The following is a 19,066-nucleotide window of genomic DNA, read 5'->3' as shown; positions in this document are numbered from 1 at the left end:
AGGAGTGAAATAACAATTATGGCTGAGGAAAAATTTTTAGTAACGCAAGAAGGTTATGATGAATTAGTCAAAGAACAGGATAATCTGATTCATGTTGTACGTGATGAAGTTATTCGTGAATTACAGGAAGCACGTGCACAGGGTGACTTGAGTGAAAATGCTGACTATGATGCAGCCCGTGATCACCAGGCTCGTGTAGAAGCAAGAATTCGTGAATTGGAATCTATGATTGCCAAAGCTGAAATCATCAGTGAAGACAAATCATCTGTCGCAAACAAAACCGTAACCTTAGGTTCTACTGTGACAATCCTTGATATGGATACAAATGAAGAGGAAACATATACCATTGTAGGTTCTATCGAATCAGATCCATTAAATGGAAAATTGAGTAATATCACACCACTTGCTTCTGCATTGATGGATAATAAAGCCGGTGACATCGTTACCATTGAAAACGTTGAAGAACCATATGATGTAAAAATTATTGCTTTAAAATAAAAAATCCGAAAAAAATCGGATTTTTTTTAGGATTTTCACCTCCCTTTTACGTATATATATACATAGGAGGTGTTTTTTTATGAAGAAAATGATGGTCGTTTTGTTTTTTGTATTATTACTTTGTTCCAGATATCAATTTGTGGATATGTCACAATATGAATCTAAAACAAAAAGTATTGAAGTCAAGGGCGCAATCCAAGCACCAGGTGTGTATGAGGTAGATGCCCATGCAAGTGTAGAAGATATTTTAAAAAAGGCGCAAGGCTGTTTGGATAATGCAGATACCTCGTCCTTAAACTTAAGCTTGGATCTTCCTGATGAAAGCGTCTTAGTGATTCCAGAGATAAAAGAAACAGCACTTATTTCCATTAATTCCGCAAGTGAAGAGGAGTTAGACAGTTTACCGGGCGTTGGACCGGCGATAGCCAAACGGATTGTTGCTTATCGAATGGAAAAACCTTTTCAAAGTTTAGAAGAAATTAAAGAAGTAAAAGGTATCGGAGATGCCATGTATGCGAAAATACAGAATATGATCTGCCTATGAAACAAAGCTGGTTGTTTTTATCATTGCTGATCTGGGGGATGATCATATCCCAATCCCTGCTAGCTTCAATATTTTTAACGTTTGTTGCGTGCGTGTTTCATTTTCGCCATTTTCAAAAGGGACATATATTGTTTCTTATCCTTTTGATAGGCGCAATATTTCGTATCCAACCACATACTCAGCAAATGCCAACAAGTAAGATCATCACGATTCAGGAAATCAAAAGCTCTTATTTGATTGGAGAATGTGATCATCAAAAAGTCCTTTTATACAATGTAAAAGACGTATCTTTTCAGGATGTAATAAAAGTACAAGGCAATTTTGAATTGATCGATGGCGTACATAATCCACCAGAATTTTATTTTCCTGCGTGGTGTAAAAACAGAAATATCCAATATGCGCTTGATGTGAAGGATTACGAAGTCATAAAAGAGGGAACAGGTTTATCACATGATCTTTATCGCTATATCCAGTCAAAAGATGAAACAACACGTTCTTTATTAAATTCTATGCTCTTTGGTATCCGGCAAGAGGAGGAAAGTTATCTTATCACATCAAGTGGAATGCATATCACAACCCTTTGGCAGATGATACGCTCTTTCTTGTCGTTATTCTTTGAAAAACAGACGTTGGAATTACTTTGTTTCTTTGGTATGGGTATACATGCTTACGCAACTGTTTTATCCCCTACAATGCTTCGTGTCCTCAGTTTTCAATTGATTCGTTTCTTATTTCCTCATATGGATATGAAAGATCGGCTAGGTTGTAGTATGTTTTTGATTCTTATGATTGCCCCATACATGGCACTAGAATTATCATTTCTCATACCTGTGGCGTTTTATCTGGTATCTGTTTTTCAGCTACAAAAACGAAAGAAAAAGGTCGTATCATTGCTTGTGTTGATCCCAATTCAATTTTTTTGTATGCAAAAGATCGATGTTGTATCTATCCTGTTGTTTTCGATTTTTCGTTATCTGTCCGCATGCTTGTATCTGCTGGCTGTCCTGATGATTGCTTTACCGATTCCTTCCGTTTTATTGTCTATGGGAGTTAGAAGTCTGGAATATCTTTCATCTTTTCATTTCACTTTCTGGTATGTGCCAGCCCTTTGGTGGCTTGTGGCATGGGGCTATGCACTTGTAAGATACATCAGTGAAGATAAAAAGTATCCATTTGTGAGATTTGCTTTATTATTGCTGTTTTCACAGTTTGGCTGTTATCTAAATCCTTTTGGGGAGATTTATATGATCGATGTGGGACAGGGGGATTGTACAGTGATCACACTGCCTTTTCATCAGGGGGTAATTATGATTGACGCAATGGGTAGTTTGTATAAAGATATACCTAAAGACATCATTTTACCTGTCCTGCAAAAACGTGGTATACATAAGATTGATGCACTCATCGTTACACATGAGGATTATGATCATAGTGGGGGAGTAGAAGAGCTGGCAAAACTGATTCCCATACATAAAATCATCACAGAAAAACAAAAAGATATTGATGTTTCAGGTGTCCCATTTCATTTTCTGATTCAGGACTATATTGGGAAAAATGCCAACGAAAACAGTATCATTACATATTTTGAAATGTATGATGTTGGATATTTGTTTATGGGAGATGCTGGATATGGCGCAGAAGCTGCCATTTTAAAGGAGTATGCTGATTTAAAAGTTGATGTATTAAAATTAGGACATCATGGTTCTAATACCGCTTCATCACCCTCTTTTATCCATCATTATCGTCCAAAACTCGCATTGATATCCGCTGGCAGAAACAATCGTTATGGCCATCCGCATAAAGAAGTATTGGATCTTTTAAAAAAGGAACATGTCTATCCTTTGATCACAAAAAAGCAAGGTGGTATATCGATTCGTTTCCAGGGAGTTCTTACATATTTTGAAACAGCGGATTGCAAGTTTGGCTGTATCCACCATATCTTTGAAAACACACAAAATGAACAAAAGAAATGATGGAGTATTTGGGTTCATGATGTTATAATAAATTAGGTGATAAGAATGAATTATGTGTTATATGGTGAAGAACAATATGAATTAGAAAGCGCATTATCGCGTATCTTAAAACAGCATCACATTGAGAAGGATGATCTGAATATGATCACGTATGATGCTTTGCAAAGTGATATGCAGACCATTATGGAAGATGCGACAACGATTCCTTTCTTTGCTGAACAAAAAGTCATTCTTGTCCGAAATGCCAATTTTTTATCTACTGTGAATGATACGGACATGGATATCTCTTTGCTGGATAAATATCTGGATGCCCCAATGGAATCTACGATATTGATATTTACTGGCAGTTTTGAGAAAATGGATGCCAGAAAGAAGATCGTAAAAAAGATGCAAAAGACCTGTAAAGTATTGCAGTTTCACCGACTGGATGCTTTAGGTAAACAAAACTATATACGGGAAGAAATCAAACGTCGAAATCTTTCTGTGGAACCAAATGCGTTTTTAGAACTGGATCAACGGCTTCCTTTGGATATTCGTAGTATCAAAGCAGAAATGGAAAAACTGGAGTTATTTGGTGGTGTAATCGATGTCAGCGTTGTGGAACAGCTGGTCAATCGTCCATTAGAGGATGATGTGTTTCAGCTGGTGAATGCAGTCGTTGACCGTGATTTAAAAAAAGCGTTCAGCTTATGGTATGACCTTTGTGTATTAAATAAAGACGCCATTTATCTGACTGCTTTACTCGCAGGACAGTTTCGCTTTCTGTATCAGGTAAAAGTGCTCATGGATCAGGGAGCTGGAAAAGATATGATTGTTTCCAAGCTTGGCGCACATCCTTACCGTGTGCAGATAACCATGCAGAATGCAAGAAAACTATCCACACCTTATTTGCTTCATATCCTTTCTAAATTAGCTGTTCTTGATCAGAAAATGAAGGGTGGACAGCTGGATAAAAAACTGGGATTTGAGATGTTTTTATTAGAATTGCAAGGAGATCGTATATAGATATGAAATCATTAAAAGAGCTGTACAGGATAGGACCAGGTCCTTCATCTTCACATACATTAGGGCCACAAAGGGCCAGTAAACTGTTTAAAGAAGCATTTCCACAAGCAGATCATTTTGAAGTAGAGCTTTATGGGTCTTTGTCATTGACGGGAAAAGGACACTTGACGGATTACATTATCATTGAAACCATGAAGCCCAAAAATTGTTCTGTATTTTTCAAAACCGGACATGATTTAAAACATCCCAACACGATGAAGCTGATTGCACTTGATGCACAGGATCAAAATCTTGGGGAATGGATCGTTTATTCCATTGGCGGTGGTGCCATTCGCATTGAAGGACAGGAAAAAACAGAAGGTAAAGATGTATATCCACATCATACATTAAAAGATATTCTGGATTATTGTGACCAATATCATATGGAGTTGTGGGAATATGTAAATAAATATGATCCATTAGATGATTATATGGATGAAATTATGACAACGATGTTAGAAACTGTGGATCGTGGATTATCCAAGGTTGGAGAATTGCCAGGTAGTCTGCATTTGACACGTGTTGCAGGGGATTTAAAAGCAAAGGCAGACAGCTGTAAGAGTGCCATTGAAAAAGAAAAGCTGTTGTTAAGTGCATATGCCTATGCCGCAAGTGAGGAAAATGCAAGTGGGAATGTTACCGTTACAGCACCAACCCTTGGAAGCAGTGGCATCATGCCATCCCTTGTCTATTATTATCATCGTAATCTGGGTTACTCTAAAGAAGCAATGCGCAATGGGTTAAAGATTGCTGGATTATTTGGCAATTTGATCAAAGAGAATGCGACGATATCAGGTGCACAGGGAGGCTGTCAGGCAGAGATTGGCGCTGCGGTCAGTATGGGTGCTGCCATGGTGGCATATTTTCATGGATTAAACAGTGCACAGATTGAATATGCTGCGGAAATCGGTATTGAGCATCATTTAGGATTAACATGTGATCCAGTTGGCGGATATGTAATGATCCCATGTATCGAACGAAATGCTGTCGGTGTTTTACGTTCTGTGGATGCAGCAATCCTTGCGAAAGGATTAAATGGTCTAAGAGATCATAAAGTCAGCTTTGACATGGTGGTCAACACCATGAACTATACAGGTAAAAAACTTGCTATTGAATTAAAAGAAACAAGTCTTGGCGGGTTGGCTACAATTGTACCAGTGAAATAGAAAGGAAGCGTTACGTATGAAAACTCTGGTAATTTATTCTTCACTTACAGGTAATACCAAAAAACTTGCGCAGGCGATTGCGAACGAAATGGAAGATACAGAAATAATTTCTGTGGATGAATTCCGTGTATCCATGATGGATAACTTCGATTTCTTTATGATCGGATACTGGGTTGATAAAGGTGTTTGCGATGATAAGAGTAAAGAAGTATTAAAGCACATGCTGGATAAGAAAGTCGCATTGTTTGGCACATTGGGTGCAAAAGAAAACACAAAATATTATGATATGGTAAAGGCGAAGGTTGAAGAACAGGCACAGGGTGTTCATGTAATCGGACATTTCTTATGCCAGGGCAGCGTTGGCGAAAAAACAATGGAACGATATCGTGAAATGTTAAAGAAGACACCGGATGATATTCATTTAAAAGCACAGTTAGAAGCTTATGAAGAAGGAATTCATCATCCAAACGAACAAGATATCGCTAATGCCATACGTTTCGCTAAATCTTTATTAGGATAGTGATGAAAAGAAGCCATGAACATGCGGCTTCTTTTGTTTTATGGCAGTTTTCTTGCGATAGACTTCTTTCATACAAAAAACTATGATATAATAAAACGGAATGTAAAACTAGGTCAATTGATCATGAAAGGAAGATCCGAATGTTTTTAAAACGGATAGAATTACAAGGATTTAAGTCCTTTGCGGATAAATCCGTTATCAATTTTGACAGTGATGTGATTGGTATCGTAGGCCCTAATGGCTGCGGAAAAAGCAATATCAATGATGCCATTCGCTGGGTGTTAGGGGAGCAAAGTGTAAAATCACTTCGTGGAAGCAGTATGAGCGATGTAATCTTTAGTGGCTCCACCCAGCGTAAAGCGGTCAATATGGCAGAAGTCACACTTGTCTTTGATAACTCAAAACATATATTGAATGTCGATTTTGAAGAAGTAGAAGTTACTAGAAAGCTGCATCGTCAAAGTGGAGAAGGGGAATATTTTATCAATAAGGCACCTTGTCGTTTGAAAGATATCGTCAACCTGGTTATGGATACCGGACTTGGACGTGATTCATTATCGATCATATCACAGGGAAATATTTCAGCTTTTGCGGATGCAAAACCAGAAGAACGCCGTGCGCTGTTTGAAGAAGCGGCAGGTGTTGCAAAATATAAAAAACGAAAGAATGAATCTTTATCAAAACTGAATCGTACACAGGAAAATCTGATGCGTTTAGAGGATATTATTGTGGAATTAGAACGCCAGGTAAATCCTTTAAAACGTCAGGCTAAAAAAGCCGAACAATACATCGAAAAGAAAAAAGAACTGGAAGTTATTGAAGTCAGTGTTCTGGTAGATGAGATTGAAAAGCTGAGTGAAGATATCGATGAGCTGAAGAAAAAGGCATTTGATATGGATACACAAAAAGCAATGCATGAAACTACGATTCAGGTAGAAGACAATAAAATTAATGAACTACGTAATGAGATGTATCAGCTGGATCGTGAAGTCAATAAGCTGCAAGAACGCTTTACAAAAGCAAATGAAGAGGTACGGCTGTTAGAAACACGAAAAATTGAGATGGATGAAAAGCGTAAATATGCTTTAGAATCCGCAAGCAACGCAGAAAAAGCCAGAGAATTAAAAGCCATGGTGGAAGAAGCAAGCTTTGAATATGAAGACCGTCGGAAACGTTTACAGGATCTGGAAACGGATTTTGCGTTAAAGAAAGAAGAGCTTTCAAAAGTAGAAAGTGATATCAGCTTCAGCTTAAGTGAAAATCAACAGGCTTCTGCGATTTTAAATCGTTTGGAAAATCGTAAAGATGTATTAGAAAATCTGGCACGTCAGCCATTTAATCATCAACAGGCGGTACGTTCTATTCTGGAAGCCAGAAATACATTACAGGGAATTGAAGGCGTGGTATCCCAGATATTTAAACCACAGACGAATTATGAAACCGCAATATCAAATGCTTTGGCAGGTGCAATGTATCATATTGTCACAAAGGATGAGGCAAGTGCTCGCCATGCGATATCCTTTTTGAAAAAGAATCAAAGTGGACGTGCTACTTTTCTGCCATTATCAGTCATGCGCCCTCGTCGTATGATGAAAGAACATTATATGTTAGCCCAGAATCTGAAAGGCTTTTTGGGTGTCGCAAGTGAATTTGTGGAGAATGAAGAACGTTTTAATGATTTGCGTGATTCTTTGTTTGGCAATGTGATCATCGTCGATAACCTTGTCAATGCCAATGAAATCGCAAAGATGCTGAAATATGGATATAAAATCGTTACCCTGGAAGGGGATATCGTCAATCGAGGCGGTAGTATGACAGGTGGTAAACAGAAAAACAATGCAACACCACTGACGATCCAGAAAGAATTAAACAGTGTGATGCAAAGTCTGGAAGGACAGCGTCTAAAAACAGATCAGTTAAAAGTACAATTATCAGCGTTACAATCCAAAAAGGATCAAATCAATGCACAAAGTGTCCAGATACAGATATCTTTGGCAAAACTTGATCCAATTGTAAAAGCCAAATGGTCAAAACTGGAGCATTTAAAAGAAGAATATGAAAGTGTTGCGCCAGATGAAGATAAAGGTGTTGATTCTGAATTGATGGAAGATGATTTGATTGTTCGTTTAAGCAAAGCACACAGTATGATCGATGAAGTCAGTTCTTCAATCAAAAGCAAGCGGGAACGCCGTATGAAAGTCGGCAATGAGGTTGAACGCAAGGAACAACAGGTAAGAGCACTGCGCAGGGAATTAAATGTCATCCAAAATGATATGCGTGATATTGAAGTATCCCAGGCAAAAGCAGAAACACGTTTAGAAACCAGTATGGAACGCTTAAGCGCAACATATGAGATGACTTTTGAATATGCGCAATCTCAAAAGATGGATACCGATATGCAAGAAGCACGTATTCGTGTAAAAGAGTTGCGTCAGGAAATCGCATCCCTTGGAAATGTCAATCTAGATGCGCCACAGCAATATAAAGAAATCAATGAACGTTATGAATTCCTGACAAAACAAAAAGCCGATTTGATAGCAGCAAAAGATAAAATCATGGTTGCCATTGATGAGATGGATGAAATTATGATTCATCAATTTAAAGAGATGTTTGATAAGATCAATAACGAATTAAATGATGTATTCCGTGCATTGTTTGGCGGGGGAAGTGCAAGATTGTTTTTGGTAGATCCAAGTGATATCTTAAATACCGGAATTGATATTGAAGTACGTCCGCCAGGAAAGACAGTGCAGAATATCCGTTTATTCTCCGGTGGTGAAAAATCATTAATTGCGATATGTGTATTGTTCTCTATTTTAAAAGCTAGAACAATGCCGCTTTGTATCTTTGATGAGGTCGAGGCAGCTCTTGATCAGGCAAATGTAGAACGATTCGCAAAATATATTACCCAGTTTCGTGGGGAAAGCCAGTTTATCGTTGTGACCCATCGTCCGGGAACCATGGCGCAATGTGATGCTTTATATGGGGTAACCATGCAGCAAAACGGTGTTTCTCAGCTGTTAAAGGTAAAATTACAGGATGCCATCAATATGGTGGACAAGAAAGAAGAGGTGGAAGCATAATGGGTATATTCTCAAAATTGAAAAAAACATTTTCCGGTAAACAGGAAAAAGACCAGGACCGTTATTTAAGTGGACTGGATAAAACCAAAAAATCCTTTTCTGAAAGGATACGCCGGTTGGCATTAGGCTTCAGCGGTGTAGATGAAGAATTTCTGGAAGAATTGATGATCGTGCTTTTGGAAGCGGATATCGGAATCAAGACCGCTCAAAAAATCGTGGATGAAGTAGAAAATCGTGCCATGGATCAAAAATTGAAAAGCTTCCATGAAATCAGCGAATGTCTGATTGAAGTCATGCATGATATGTATTGTGAAAAAGAAGATGAACCATTTCATGAAAATAGTGATGGTCCTACCGTGATTTTAATGGTTGGTGTCAATGGCAGTGGAAAGACGACGACGACCGCAAAACTAACCAAACAGTTTCAGGAAGAAGGCAAAAGCGTTGTGCTGGCTGCTGCGGATACTTTCCGTGCCGGTGCCATCGATCAATTAGCCAAATGGGCAGATAAATTAAATGTTCCATGTATCAAAGGCAGAGAAGGTGGCGATCCTAGTGCAACCTTAGTAGATGCCTGTCGCTATGCCAAGGAACACCAGATGGATGTATTGATTGGCGATACAGCTGGTCGTTTACAGAACAAAGCCAATCTGATGAAGGAACTGGAAAAAATGCGTCGTGTTTGTGAACGTGAAATTCCAGGGGCACCACATGAAGTGTGGCTGGTATTAGATGCGACAACAGGTCAAAATGGAATCTCACAGGCACAGATATTCTTAGAAACAACCAATGTGACCGGCATCATTTTAACAAAGATGGATGGCACTGCCAAAGGCGGTATCGTTATTGCGATACGTGATTTATTAGGCTTGCCTGTTAAATACATTGGTTTGGGTGAAAAAGAAGATGACTTACGCCCATTTGATATTGATTCCTATCTGTATGGCATCTGTGAGGATTTGTTAGAGGATGATTGAGCAGACGGAAGAAATGAATGCTTTACTGGATGCTTATGAAAATCTACTAACGGATAAACAAAAAGAGATTATGTCGCTGTATTTCAAAGAGGATTTTTCACTTTCTGAAATCAGTGAAACACTACATATATCCAGAGCAGCAGTGAGCGATCATGTGAAGCGAAGCGAAAAAATCCTATTGGATTACGAAAAAAAACTGCATCTTGTGAAGAATTATGAAACAAGACGTCAAATTTATGATAAAATAAAAACGGTCGGAAACGATAACGTTCTATCATTGATAGAAGAATTGGAAAGAATCGAATAAATCAGGAGGAAATTATGGCAAAAATTATTTCAGTGAACGCAGGAAGTTCATCATTAAAATTTCAGTTATTTGAAATGCCAAGCGAAGAAGTCTTGACAAGTGGAATCGTAGAAAAAATCGGTTTTGAGGACGCAATGTTTACCATCAAGGTAAATGGTGAAAAGATCAAGAAAACATTACCAATCCCAGATCACACAAAAGCAGTTGCGTTATTACTGGAAGCACTTGTAGAATACAAAATCGTAGAAAGCTTAGATGAAATCGTTGGTGCTGGTCATCGTGCAGTACACGGTGGTGAAATCTTCAAAGAATCAGTACCTGTTACAGATGAAGTAGTAGAACAGTTTACTTCATTAAATGACTTAGCGCCTTTACACAATCCAGCAGGACTAATTGGATATAACGCATTTAAGGAAAATCTGCCAAATTGCAAACATGTATTTGTATTTGACACAGCTTTCCATCAGACAATGCCAAAAGAAAGCTATATCTATCCATTACCAATGGAATATTACGAAAACTATAAAGTACGTCGTTATGGCTTCCACGGTACTAGTCACAAATATGTATCCTTGCGTTGTGCTGAATTGATGAATAAAAACATTGAAGATACAAAAATCATTACCTGTCACTTAGGAAATGGCGCAAGCATCACAGCGGTTGATGGTGGTAAATCTGTGAATACTTCTATGGGATTCACACCACTTGCAGGCGTTATGATGGGTACAAGATGTGGAGATATCGACCCAGCAATCGTTACGTATTTGATGAAGAAAACAGGAATGACACCAGATGAAATGGATGATGTCATGAATAAAAAATCAGGTATGTTAGGTGTAAGCGGCATTAGTTCAGATGCACGTGATATCGAAGATGCTTGTAAAGCAGGAAATCCTGCCGCAATCTTAACAACAGAAGTTTATGTAAACCGTGTAATCAATGTAGTTGGTGGATACTATGCACAATTAGGTGGCGCAGATGCAATCGTATTCACAGGTGGTATTGGTGAAAACGACACAAATATGCGTAAACTGATCTGTGCTCGTTTAGAAAAAGCATTTGGTGTAAAATTAAATCAGGAATTAAACGCAACATCCAGAGGCAAAGAAGTTCTGCTTTCAACAGAAGACAGTAACATTCAGGTATGGTTGATCCCTACAAATGAAGAACTGATGATTGCTCGTGATACTTACCGTTTAATGAATGCATAATGAATCGAATATTAGAACTAATCAAAGACTATGATATCATTACCATATACCGTCATGTTTCACCTGATGCAGATGCACTTGGTTCACAATATGGACTAAAACAATGGATCAATGATACATATCCTGAAAAAAAGGTATATGCTTTAGGAAATGATGATGGCAGTAAAGTTTCAAATTTTCCTGAAAGTGATATTGTAGATGATGAAATTGTGAAGCAATCATTAGCAATCATATTAGATACTGCCAATGGCAGTAGAATTGATGATGGAAGATGGAAGACTGCTGCATATCGCTTAAAAGTCGATCACCATATTTTCGTAGAAAAATTTGCGGATGAAGAATATATTGAAGATATGGCAGGGGCTACTTGTGAAATCTTGGCAACCATGTTTTTGAAAGAAGGCATGACGTTATCAAAAACTGCTGCACAATATTTATATAGTGGTTTGATTGCGGATACATTACGTTATTCTATTCCTTCCACTACACCTCAAACCCTTTCCACAGGCGCATATCTGTTATCCTGTGGGGTGGATGTACAGCGTTCTAATGAAGAAAACTTCTCTACATCGTTACAACAGTTTCATTATGAAAATTTCTTGCGTTCCAACTGCCAGGTGGCAGGCGGCCAGTTAGCATATATCATCGTTCACAAAGAAGACTATGAACGCTTTGGCTTATCCTTTAATGAAGCAAAAGAAAAAGTGTTTGTATTCGGTGGAGTTTATGATTTTAAAGCATGGGCACTATTCGTGGAAAAAGAAATTGATGAACAGGGAATCAAACGATACAACGGAAGTCTTCGTTCAAGAAATACAACCATCAACGATATCGCAATGAAGCATCATGGCGGTGGACACCGGTTCGCATGTGGTGTAAAAAATCTTGATGATGAAGAAATTCAAACGATCATTCAAGAAATTCTTGATCGTATCAACGAAGCATAAAAGGGCAGATTTTTGCCCTTTTCTTATATCAGAAGAAAGGAAAAACTTATGAAATCAGTATATTTATTTGATCTGGACGGTACCCTGACAGATCCAAAACAAGGAATCACAAAATCAGTTGCGTATGCCTTATCCAAATTTGATATTCATGTATCTCATCTAGATGATCTGTGTATCTTTATCGGACCGCCTTTGTTAGACAGCTTTATGGAGTATTACCATATGAGTAAAGAAGATGCAGAGAAAGCAATCACATATTATCGTGAATACTTTTCAGTTACCGGTTTGTTTGAAAATGAAGTATATGAAGGCATCACAAAACTTCTACAAACATTAAAGAATCAGGGAAAGAAATGCTATGTCGCAACCAGTAAACCAGAAGTATTTGCCAAACAGATTATGGAACACTTTCAATTAGGAGAATATTTTGAAGATATTTGTGGCGCAAGTATGGATAGTACACGCAGTAAAAAAGGTGATGTCATTGCCTATGCCTTAAAAAAACATGGCATTCAAAAAGAAGATGCTATCATGGTTGGTGATCGTAAACATGATATCCTTGGCGCAAAAGAAAATGGATTACCTTGTATTGCGGTATTATATGGCTATGGAAACAAAACAGAATTTGAAGAAGCCGGCGCAGATGTGATCATAGAAGATATCCCTGCTTTTTTAGAATATATCAAAAAAGAAGCGTAAAGTATACATAATCTTGCGAATTATGTTACAATAAGAGTGAGGTGAAGACATTGAGCGTACATTTACATGTCAGAAGCTGTTATACATTATTAAACAGTACACTGACCATTGATAAAATTATAAAAAATACAAAAAAACATGGCTATGATGCAGTGGCGCTTTGTGATAAAGGCGTTATGCATGGCGCAATGTCATTTTATCATGCCTGCCAAAAAGAGGGCATAAAACCAATCTTTGGGCTGGAAGTAGATGCCTTATACGATGACGATGTCTTCAATTTTGTCCTGCTTGCGAAAAATGATGAAGGATATGTGTCCTTATTAAAATTATCTACATATTTGAATACAGAAGAACATGAAACAATTGATATTGAACACTTAAGCACTTATACAAAGGATTGTGTTGTATTAACCGGTGGGGACAGTGATGCAATGGAAACCATGCTGTTACAGGAGAAAAGAGATCGTTTAAAAGAATATCTACATGCCTGTACACAATATTTTGTGAGCTTTTATGTATCCATTGCCCGAAATGATTCTGGTCTTTTAAAAAAGAAAAATCAGATTTTAAAAGAAATCTGTCGTGAAGTCGGGATTCCTTTTGCGGCATTATCACGCGTGTATTATGAAGATATGCAGGATGAAGAATGCTATCGTACCTTATGTGCCATTGATCAAGGAAAATCCTTAGATGATAAAACATTAAACAGCAGTTCTGGACGATATTTTCGCTCACCTGATGAAATGAAAGCCTTATACGATGATGAAGAATTGATTGCGACAGAAGAAATCGCAATGATGTGCAATGTGCAAATGAATCTAAAAAAAGCTGTTCTGCCAGAGTTCTCCAATCGTTATGGCATCAGCAGTGAAGAATTTTTACGTCAGTTATGTCATAAGGGATTAGCGAAGCGTATGAATTTTCAATCCATTCCCAAAGTATATATCGAGCGTTTAAATTATGAATTAGATGTCATCATCTCTATGCATTATGCAGATTACTTTTTGATTGTATGGGATTTTATCCGTTTTGCGAAAACCCAGGATATCTATATCGGTCCTGGCCGAGGCAGTGCAGCCGGATCTCTTGTGGCCTATTGTCTGGGCATTACCCATGCCGATCCTATCAAATATCATCTCTTGTTTGAACGGTTTCTGAATCCTGAGCGTGTATCCATGCCTGATATTGATACCGATTTTCCAGATAACCGGCGTGATGAAGTCATTGATTATGTAACGCAGTTATATGGTGCACATTGTGTAGCACATATTATCACATTCAATACACTTGCCGCAAAGCAGGTGTTGCGTGATGTAGGCAGAGCGATGGATTTTTCATTACGTGAAATTGATATCTTATGCAAGCTGGTACCAAACCGTTTAAAAATCACATTAAAAGGTGCATATGAAGAAAGTGCAAAATTCAAAGAACGCATCAATTCATCAGAAAAATATAAACGATTATTCCGCATAGCTTTGCGCCTGGAAGGATTGCCAAGACATGCATCTTTACATGCTGCTGGTATCATTTTATCAAATGAAAATATTGACAATGTCTGCCCACTGATTGATGTGGATGAAGGCGTACGGGCCAGTCAGTTTACCATGGAATATCTAGAGGAACTGGGCCTGATCAAAATGGACTTTTTAGGATTGCGCAATCTGACGATTATTGATGAAATCGTTCATCATATCAATGAAACAGCAGTGCAAAAACTAGAAATCATGAAGATACCATTAGATGATGCATTGACATATCAATTGATTCGTGATGTGGATACCATCGGGGTATTCCAGCTGGAAAGTGATGGAATGAAAAATTTGATTCGTAAGATGAAACCTCGTAACTTTGAAGATATTGTCGCAACAATAGCTTTATATCGACCAGGTCCAATGGAAAATATCCCAGAATATCTAGACCGCAGAGAACATCCAGAAAAAATCGATTATATCCATCCAGATCTTAAACCCATTCTTGAAAATACCTATGGCATTATGATCTATCAGGAACAAATCATGCAGGTAGCCACAAAGATGGCAGGTTTTTCACTCGGGAAAGCTGATAACTTAAGAAAAGCTATCAGTAAGAAAAAAGGTGATGAATTAATCAAATTACAAGCAGATTTTATCAAGGGTGCTGTTTCAAAAGGATACACCTTGCAGCTGGCACAGCATGTATATGATTTGATCATGAAATTCGCCAATTATGGATTTAACCGTTCTCACAGTGTGGCATATGGAATGATTGCTTATCAGCTGGCGTATTTAAAAGCCAACTATCCTTTATATTTCTTTAACAGCTTATTAAACAGTGTGATTGGGGCTGATAGTAAAACCAATGCTTATGTATTTGAGGCAAAGAAAAGAAATATTAAAATTCTGTTGCCAAATGTCAATACAAGTGAATTAACGTATCATATTGAACAGGATGCCTTGCGCTATCCACTTATTGGAATCAAGGGAATTGGCAGAACAGTAGCACAGCCAATTATTGAGGAACGAAAAAAACATGGGCCTTATTTAGATTTCTTTGACTTTGTGGCACGCATGATGAAATATCGTATCAATAAAAAAACGATGGAAGCATTGATTCATGCAGGCGCACTGGATGATTTTAAAATCAACCGTGTTTCTATGGTCGCAAGTCTGGATGACGCAATCCGTTATGGGGACTTGGTAAAAATCGAAGATGAAGATCAAATATTATTGGATTTTGATCTTGTTAGTAAACCAGCCATGACATATCTAAAAGAAAATACATCTGTTCGCGCAGAAAAAGAAAAAGAATACCTTGGCTTTTATCTGACAACACATCCAATTGAAGAATTAAGAAACAAAATCGATCCACAGCTTCGTCCTATCGTATTCTTTAAGGAAAGACGAGGGTATGTGAAGTTTATCTGTCAGATAGAAAAATGCAAGCCATTTCGTACGAAAAACGGACATATGATGATGTTTGTGGCAGTAAATGACGAAACAGGAAAATTCGATTTGGTATGCATGCCGAATATATACGAGGTGCATGAAAAAAATCTAGTAAAAGGAAACTATCTTTATGTAGAAGGTGTGATTGATAAAGAAAATTCCTGTCTTGTAAAAAAACTGACGAAAATTGAAAGGTAAGATAGAATGATTAGAGAAGTAACACCACAGGATTTATCCGCTGCAGCTTCCCTTGAAGCACTATGTTTTCCCAAAGAGGAAGCTGCTGATGAAAGTTCGCTTAAACAAAGGATACAGACATTTCCAAACAGCTTTCTATTGTTAGAAGTTGAAGAAAATATCATCGGCATGATCAATGGCTGTATCACAAATCAAAAAACCATTACAGATGATTTATATGCTGATGTGCAAAAACATGATCCCCATGGAGATTATCAAAGCGTATTTGGATTAGATGTACATCCTGATTATCAACACCAGGGTTATGCCAAACTGCTCATGCATGCATTCATAAAAAAGGCAAAAGCAGAGGGAAGAAAAGGCTTGATTTTAACATGTAAAAAACATCTGATTGGTTTTTATGAAAGCTTTGGATACCGCAATATGGGAATCAGTGATTCTACACATGGGAATGTTGTTTGGTATGATATGATCCTGGAGTTTTAAAAATTATAAAAAAGTGCGTATAATGGGGGATTTCATATGAAAAAATGCAAAAATTACCTTGCGTTATGTGAACAAATATGGTAATATACTACGTGTTGTATGTCCTAATTGGATTTACAACCGCTCATCATAAGGTATTAAGTATGATATTCATCACCTTATTTGGCGAGTCTTAAAACAAGAAGGAGGTGCGATTATGTACGCAATTATCGAAACAGGTGGAAAGCAGATCAAAGTTGAAGAAGGATCTGTAATCTTTGTTGAAAAACTGGATGTTCAGGAAGGAGATTCAGTAGTATTTGACAAAGTAGTAGCTTATTCAAACAGAACAACTCGTGTTGGTACTCCATACGTAAAAGGTGTGAAGGTTAATGCTAAGGTTGAAAAACAGGGTAAAGCTAAGAAAATTATCGTTTACAAATACAAAGCTAAAAAAGGTAGCTCTCACCGTAAACAGGGACACCGTCAGCCATACACAAAATTAACTATCGAATCAATCGAGGCTTAATTTATGGTAAAGGTCAATGTAAAGCATAAAGAAAACAAAGTGATATCACTTACGATGAAGGGACATGCGGATTTTGCCGAAGAAGGACAAGATCTGGTATGTGCTGGAGCAAGTAGTATTGTTGTTGGAATGATGAATGCTTTAGGTGAAATGGCCCCTGAAACATGTGACTTTCTAATGAAGAAAGGACACGTGGAAATTTTGGTTAAAAAAGTCTGTGATCATAATCAGATACTATTAGAGGCTCTGATATATCAATTAAAGACTTTACAAGAAACATATAGTCAATATATCACAATAATCGAACAGGAGGTGTGATTATGAAATTCGTATTAGATATTCAGTTGTTTGCATCTAAAAAGGGAGTAGGTTCTACTAAGAATGGTCGTGATTCAGAATCTAAACGTCTTGGTGCGAAACTTGCTGATGGACAGCACTGTACTGCAGGTTCAATCATTTACCGTCAGCGTGGAACAAAAATTCACCCAGGTACAAATGTAGGCAAAGGTGGAGATGACACATTATTCGCTAAAGTGGATGGTGTTGTTAAATTTGAGCGTTTAGGTAAAGACAAAAAACAAGTGTCTGTATATCCAGCAGCTTAATGTAAGAAATCCCCGATTGGGGATTTTATTTTTGGACAGAATAGTAAGGAGGTGTCGTGTATGTTTGTAGACAGAGTCAAGGTGCATGTAAAAGCAGGAAAAGGCGGAGATGGCATTGTGGCATTCCGTAGAGAGAAATATGTAGCATATGGCGGACCAAGCGGTGGTGATGGCGGAGCCGGTGGTGATATCGTTTTTATGGTAGATGAAGGAAAAACGACATTATTGGATCTTCGTTATAATAAAAAAATGGCTGCGGAAAATGGCGGTAATGGAAAAACCAAAAAGATGCATGGTGCTGATGGATCAGACTGTGTCATCAAAGTACCACTTGGAACACTTGTAAAAGACGCAAAAACCGGAAGAATCATTGCGGATCTGACTAGAAAAGGTCAAAAGGAAATTGTCGCAAAAGGCGGTAAAGGCGGACGTGGAAATTTCCATTTTAAATCCAGTAAAAATACTGCACCACAATACAGTGAACTTGGGGAACCAGGACAGGAGCTTGATGTTCAGGTGGAACTGAAGGTATTAGCGGATGTTGGACTGGTAGGATTTCCATCCGTTGGAAAATCAACACTATTAAGTGTAGTATCAAAAGCAAAACCGGAAATCGCAGATTATCACTTTACAACGATTGCGCCAAATCTTGGAATGGTACAGGTACCAGATGGCAGAAGCTTTGTCATGGCCGATCTACCCGGATTAATTGAAGGTGCAAGCGAAGGGAAAGGTTTAGGTCATCAATTCTTACGCCATATCGAACGATGCCGTGTTATCATTCATGTGGTAGATATGGGCGCAAACGATGGAAGAGATCCTGTAGAAGATTATCGTATCATCAATGAAGAACTTTCTAATTACGAATATCGTTTAATGGAACGTCCACAAATCGTTATCGCAAATAAAATGGATTTAGAAAATGCTGAAGAAAATCTGAAACGATTCAAAGAAGCATATCCAGATGTTGAAGTTTTTGAAACAACAACAATTATTGCAGAAGGACTGGAGCCTGTATTATATCGTGCAGCTGATCTGCTAGAAACTACACCACAGTTCCCATTATTCAATGATGAAGATGTGGACGCAGAAGCAGAAGGTGTATTATATAAATTTGAACCAGAACAGCCTGCCTTTGAAATACATAACTTAGGGAATGGCCAATGGGAGTTGACTGGGGATGAATTAGAAAAAGCCTTTAAGATGAGTAAACTGGATAATGATGAAGATATCATGCGTTTTGCACGTAAAATGCGTAAAATGGGCATTGATGAAGCTTTACGTAATGCTGGTTGTCAAGATGGCGATAGTGTTGCTATCTGTGATATAGAATTTGAATTCGTTGAATAATTCATAAAAGCTAAAAGTATCCTGTA

General features: G+C 37.8%; 18 protein-coding genes and 1 other annotated feature. All 18 genes read left to right on the top strand.

The genetic code is table 11. The features are described 5' to 3' along the window. Window positions 1-18: 18 nt before the first annotated feature. Window positions 19-498: a transcription elongation factor GreA gene (gene greA / locus DW114_RS15345; protein ID WP_117454622.1), complete on the top strand. Its 480-nt coding sequence runs from the start codon at window positions 19-21 to the stop codon at window positions 496-498. Window positions 499-577: 79 nt separating this feature from the next. After that, window positions 578-1,042 (top strand): ComEA family DNA-binding protein, encoded by a 465-nt coding sequence (locus DW114_RS15340; RefSeq protein WP_117454621.1) that lies wholly within the window; start codon window positions 578-580, stop codon window positions 1,040-1,042. Between the two features lie 128 nt (window positions 1,043-1,170). Continuing rightward, window positions 1,171-3,015 (top strand): ComEC/Rec2 family competence protein, encoded by a 1,845-nt coding sequence (locus DW114_RS15335; protein ID WP_158552298.1) that lies wholly within the window; start codon window positions 1,171-1,173, stop codon window positions 3,013-3,015. A 45-nt stretch (window positions 3,016-3,060) separates the two neighbouring features. Further along, the gene (gene holA / locus DW114_RS15330) at window positions 3,061-4,020 is read left to right on the top strand and encodes a DNA polymerase III subunit delta (protein ID WP_117454619.1); all 960 of its coding nucleotides are present in this window, start codon (window positions 3,061-3,063) and stop codon (window positions 4,018-4,020) included. Between the two features lie 2 nt (window positions 4,021-4,022). Next, window positions 4,023-5,225: an L-serine ammonia-lyase, iron-sulfur-dependent, subunit alpha gene (locus DW114_RS15325; RefSeq protein WP_117454618.1), complete on the top strand. Its 1,203-nt coding sequence runs from the start codon at window positions 4,023-4,025 to the stop codon at window positions 5,223-5,225. Window positions 5,226-5,241: 16 nt separating this feature from the next. Continuing rightward, complete coding sequence (locus DW114_RS15320; protein WP_117454617.1) at window positions 5,242-5,745, top strand: flavodoxin family protein; 504 nt, start codon at window positions 5,242-5,244, stop codon at window positions 5,743-5,745. A 140-nt stretch (window positions 5,746-5,885) separates the two neighbouring features. After that, window positions 5,886-8,828, top strand: coding sequence for a chromosome segregation protein SMC (locus tag DW114_RS15315; protein WP_117454616.1), 2,943 nt, complete (start codon window positions 5,886-5,888; stop codon window positions 8,826-8,828). Then, window positions 8,828-9,805, top strand: coding sequence for a signal recognition particle-docking protein FtsY (ftsY, locus tag DW114_RS15310; RefSeq protein WP_117454615.1), 978 nt, complete (start codon window positions 8,828-8,830; stop codon window positions 9,803-9,805). The genes DW114_RS15315 and ftsY overlap by 1 nt, the downstream gene beginning before the upstream one ends. After that, window positions 9,798-10,112, top strand: coding sequence for a YlxM family DNA-binding protein (gene ylxM / locus DW114_RS15305; protein ID WP_117454614.1), 315 nt, complete (start codon window positions 9,798-9,800; stop codon window positions 10,110-10,112). The genes ftsY and ylxM overlap by 8 nt, the downstream gene beginning before the upstream one ends. Window positions 10,113-10,126: 14 nt before the next feature. Further along, the gene (locus tag DW114_RS15300; RefSeq protein ID WP_117454613.1) at window positions 10,127-11,323 is read left to right on the top strand and encodes an acetate/propionate family kinase; all 1,197 of its coding nucleotides are present in this window, start codon (window positions 10,127-10,129) and stop codon (window positions 11,321-11,323) included. Continuing rightward, a complete protein-coding gene (locus tag DW114_RS15295; protein ID WP_117454612.1) occupies window positions 11,323-12,270 on the top strand; it encodes a DHH family phosphoesterase in 948 nt (315 codons plus the stop codon). Before DW114_RS15300 ends, DW114_RS15295 begins: the two co-directional genes overlap by 1 nt. 48 nt (window positions 12,271-12,318) lie before the next feature. Continuing rightward, window positions 12,319-12,969, top strand: coding sequence for an HAD family hydrolase (locus tag DW114_RS15290; RefSeq protein WP_117454611.1), 651 nt, complete (start codon window positions 12,319-12,321; stop codon window positions 12,967-12,969). 50 nt (window positions 12,970-13,019) lie between these two features. After that, the gene (dnaE, locus tag DW114_RS15285) at window positions 13,020-16,091 is read left to right on the top strand and encodes a DNA polymerase III subunit alpha (RefSeq protein ID WP_117454610.1); all 3,072 of its coding nucleotides are present in this window, start codon (window positions 13,020-13,022) and stop codon (window positions 16,089-16,091) included. A gap of 6 nt (window positions 16,092-16,097) precedes the next feature. Continuing rightward, entirely contained in the window at window positions 16,098-16,577 is a 480-nt protein-coding gene (locus DW114_RS15280) for a GNAT family N-acetyltransferase (RefSeq protein WP_117454609.1), read from the top strand. Between the two features lie 108 nt (window positions 16,578-16,685). Next, window positions 16,686-16,760, top strand: a sequence feature (ribosomal protein L21 leader region). A 13-nt stretch (window positions 16,761-16,773) separates the two neighbouring features. Further along, a complete protein-coding gene (gene rplU / locus DW114_RS15275) occupies window positions 16,774-17,085 on the top strand; it encodes a 50S ribosomal protein L21 (RefSeq protein ID WP_117454608.1) in 312 nt (103 codons plus the stop codon). 3 nt (window positions 17,086-17,088) lie between these two features. Then, window positions 17,089-17,403: a ribosomal-processing cysteine protease Prp gene (locus DW114_RS15270; RefSeq protein ID WP_117454607.1), complete on the top strand. Its 315-nt coding sequence runs from the start codon at window positions 17,089-17,091 to the stop codon at window positions 17,401-17,403. 2 nt (window positions 17,404-17,405) lie between these two features. Then, window positions 17,406-17,690, top strand: a complete 285-nt coding sequence (rpmA, locus tag DW114_RS15265; RefSeq protein ID WP_117454606.1) for a 50S ribosomal protein L27 — start codon at window positions 17,406-17,408, stop codon at window positions 17,688-17,690. Window positions 17,691-17,750: 60 nt separating this feature from the next. Beyond that, window positions 17,751-19,040, top strand: coding sequence for a GTPase ObgE (gene obgE / locus DW114_RS15260; protein WP_117454605.1), 1,290 nt, complete (start codon window positions 17,751-17,753; stop codon window positions 19,038-19,040). Window positions 19,041-19,066 lie beyond the last annotated feature (26 nt).

Origin of the sequence: Absiella sp. AM09-50, from assembly GCF_003433845.1 — a bacterium.
GTDB lineage: Bacteria > Bacillota_I > Bacilli_A > Erysipelotrichales > Erysipelotrichaceae > Hoskinsella > Hoskinsella hominis.
The sequence above is the reverse complement of the archived record's forward strand: the minus strand, read 5'-3'. Positions and strand labels throughout refer to the sequence as shown.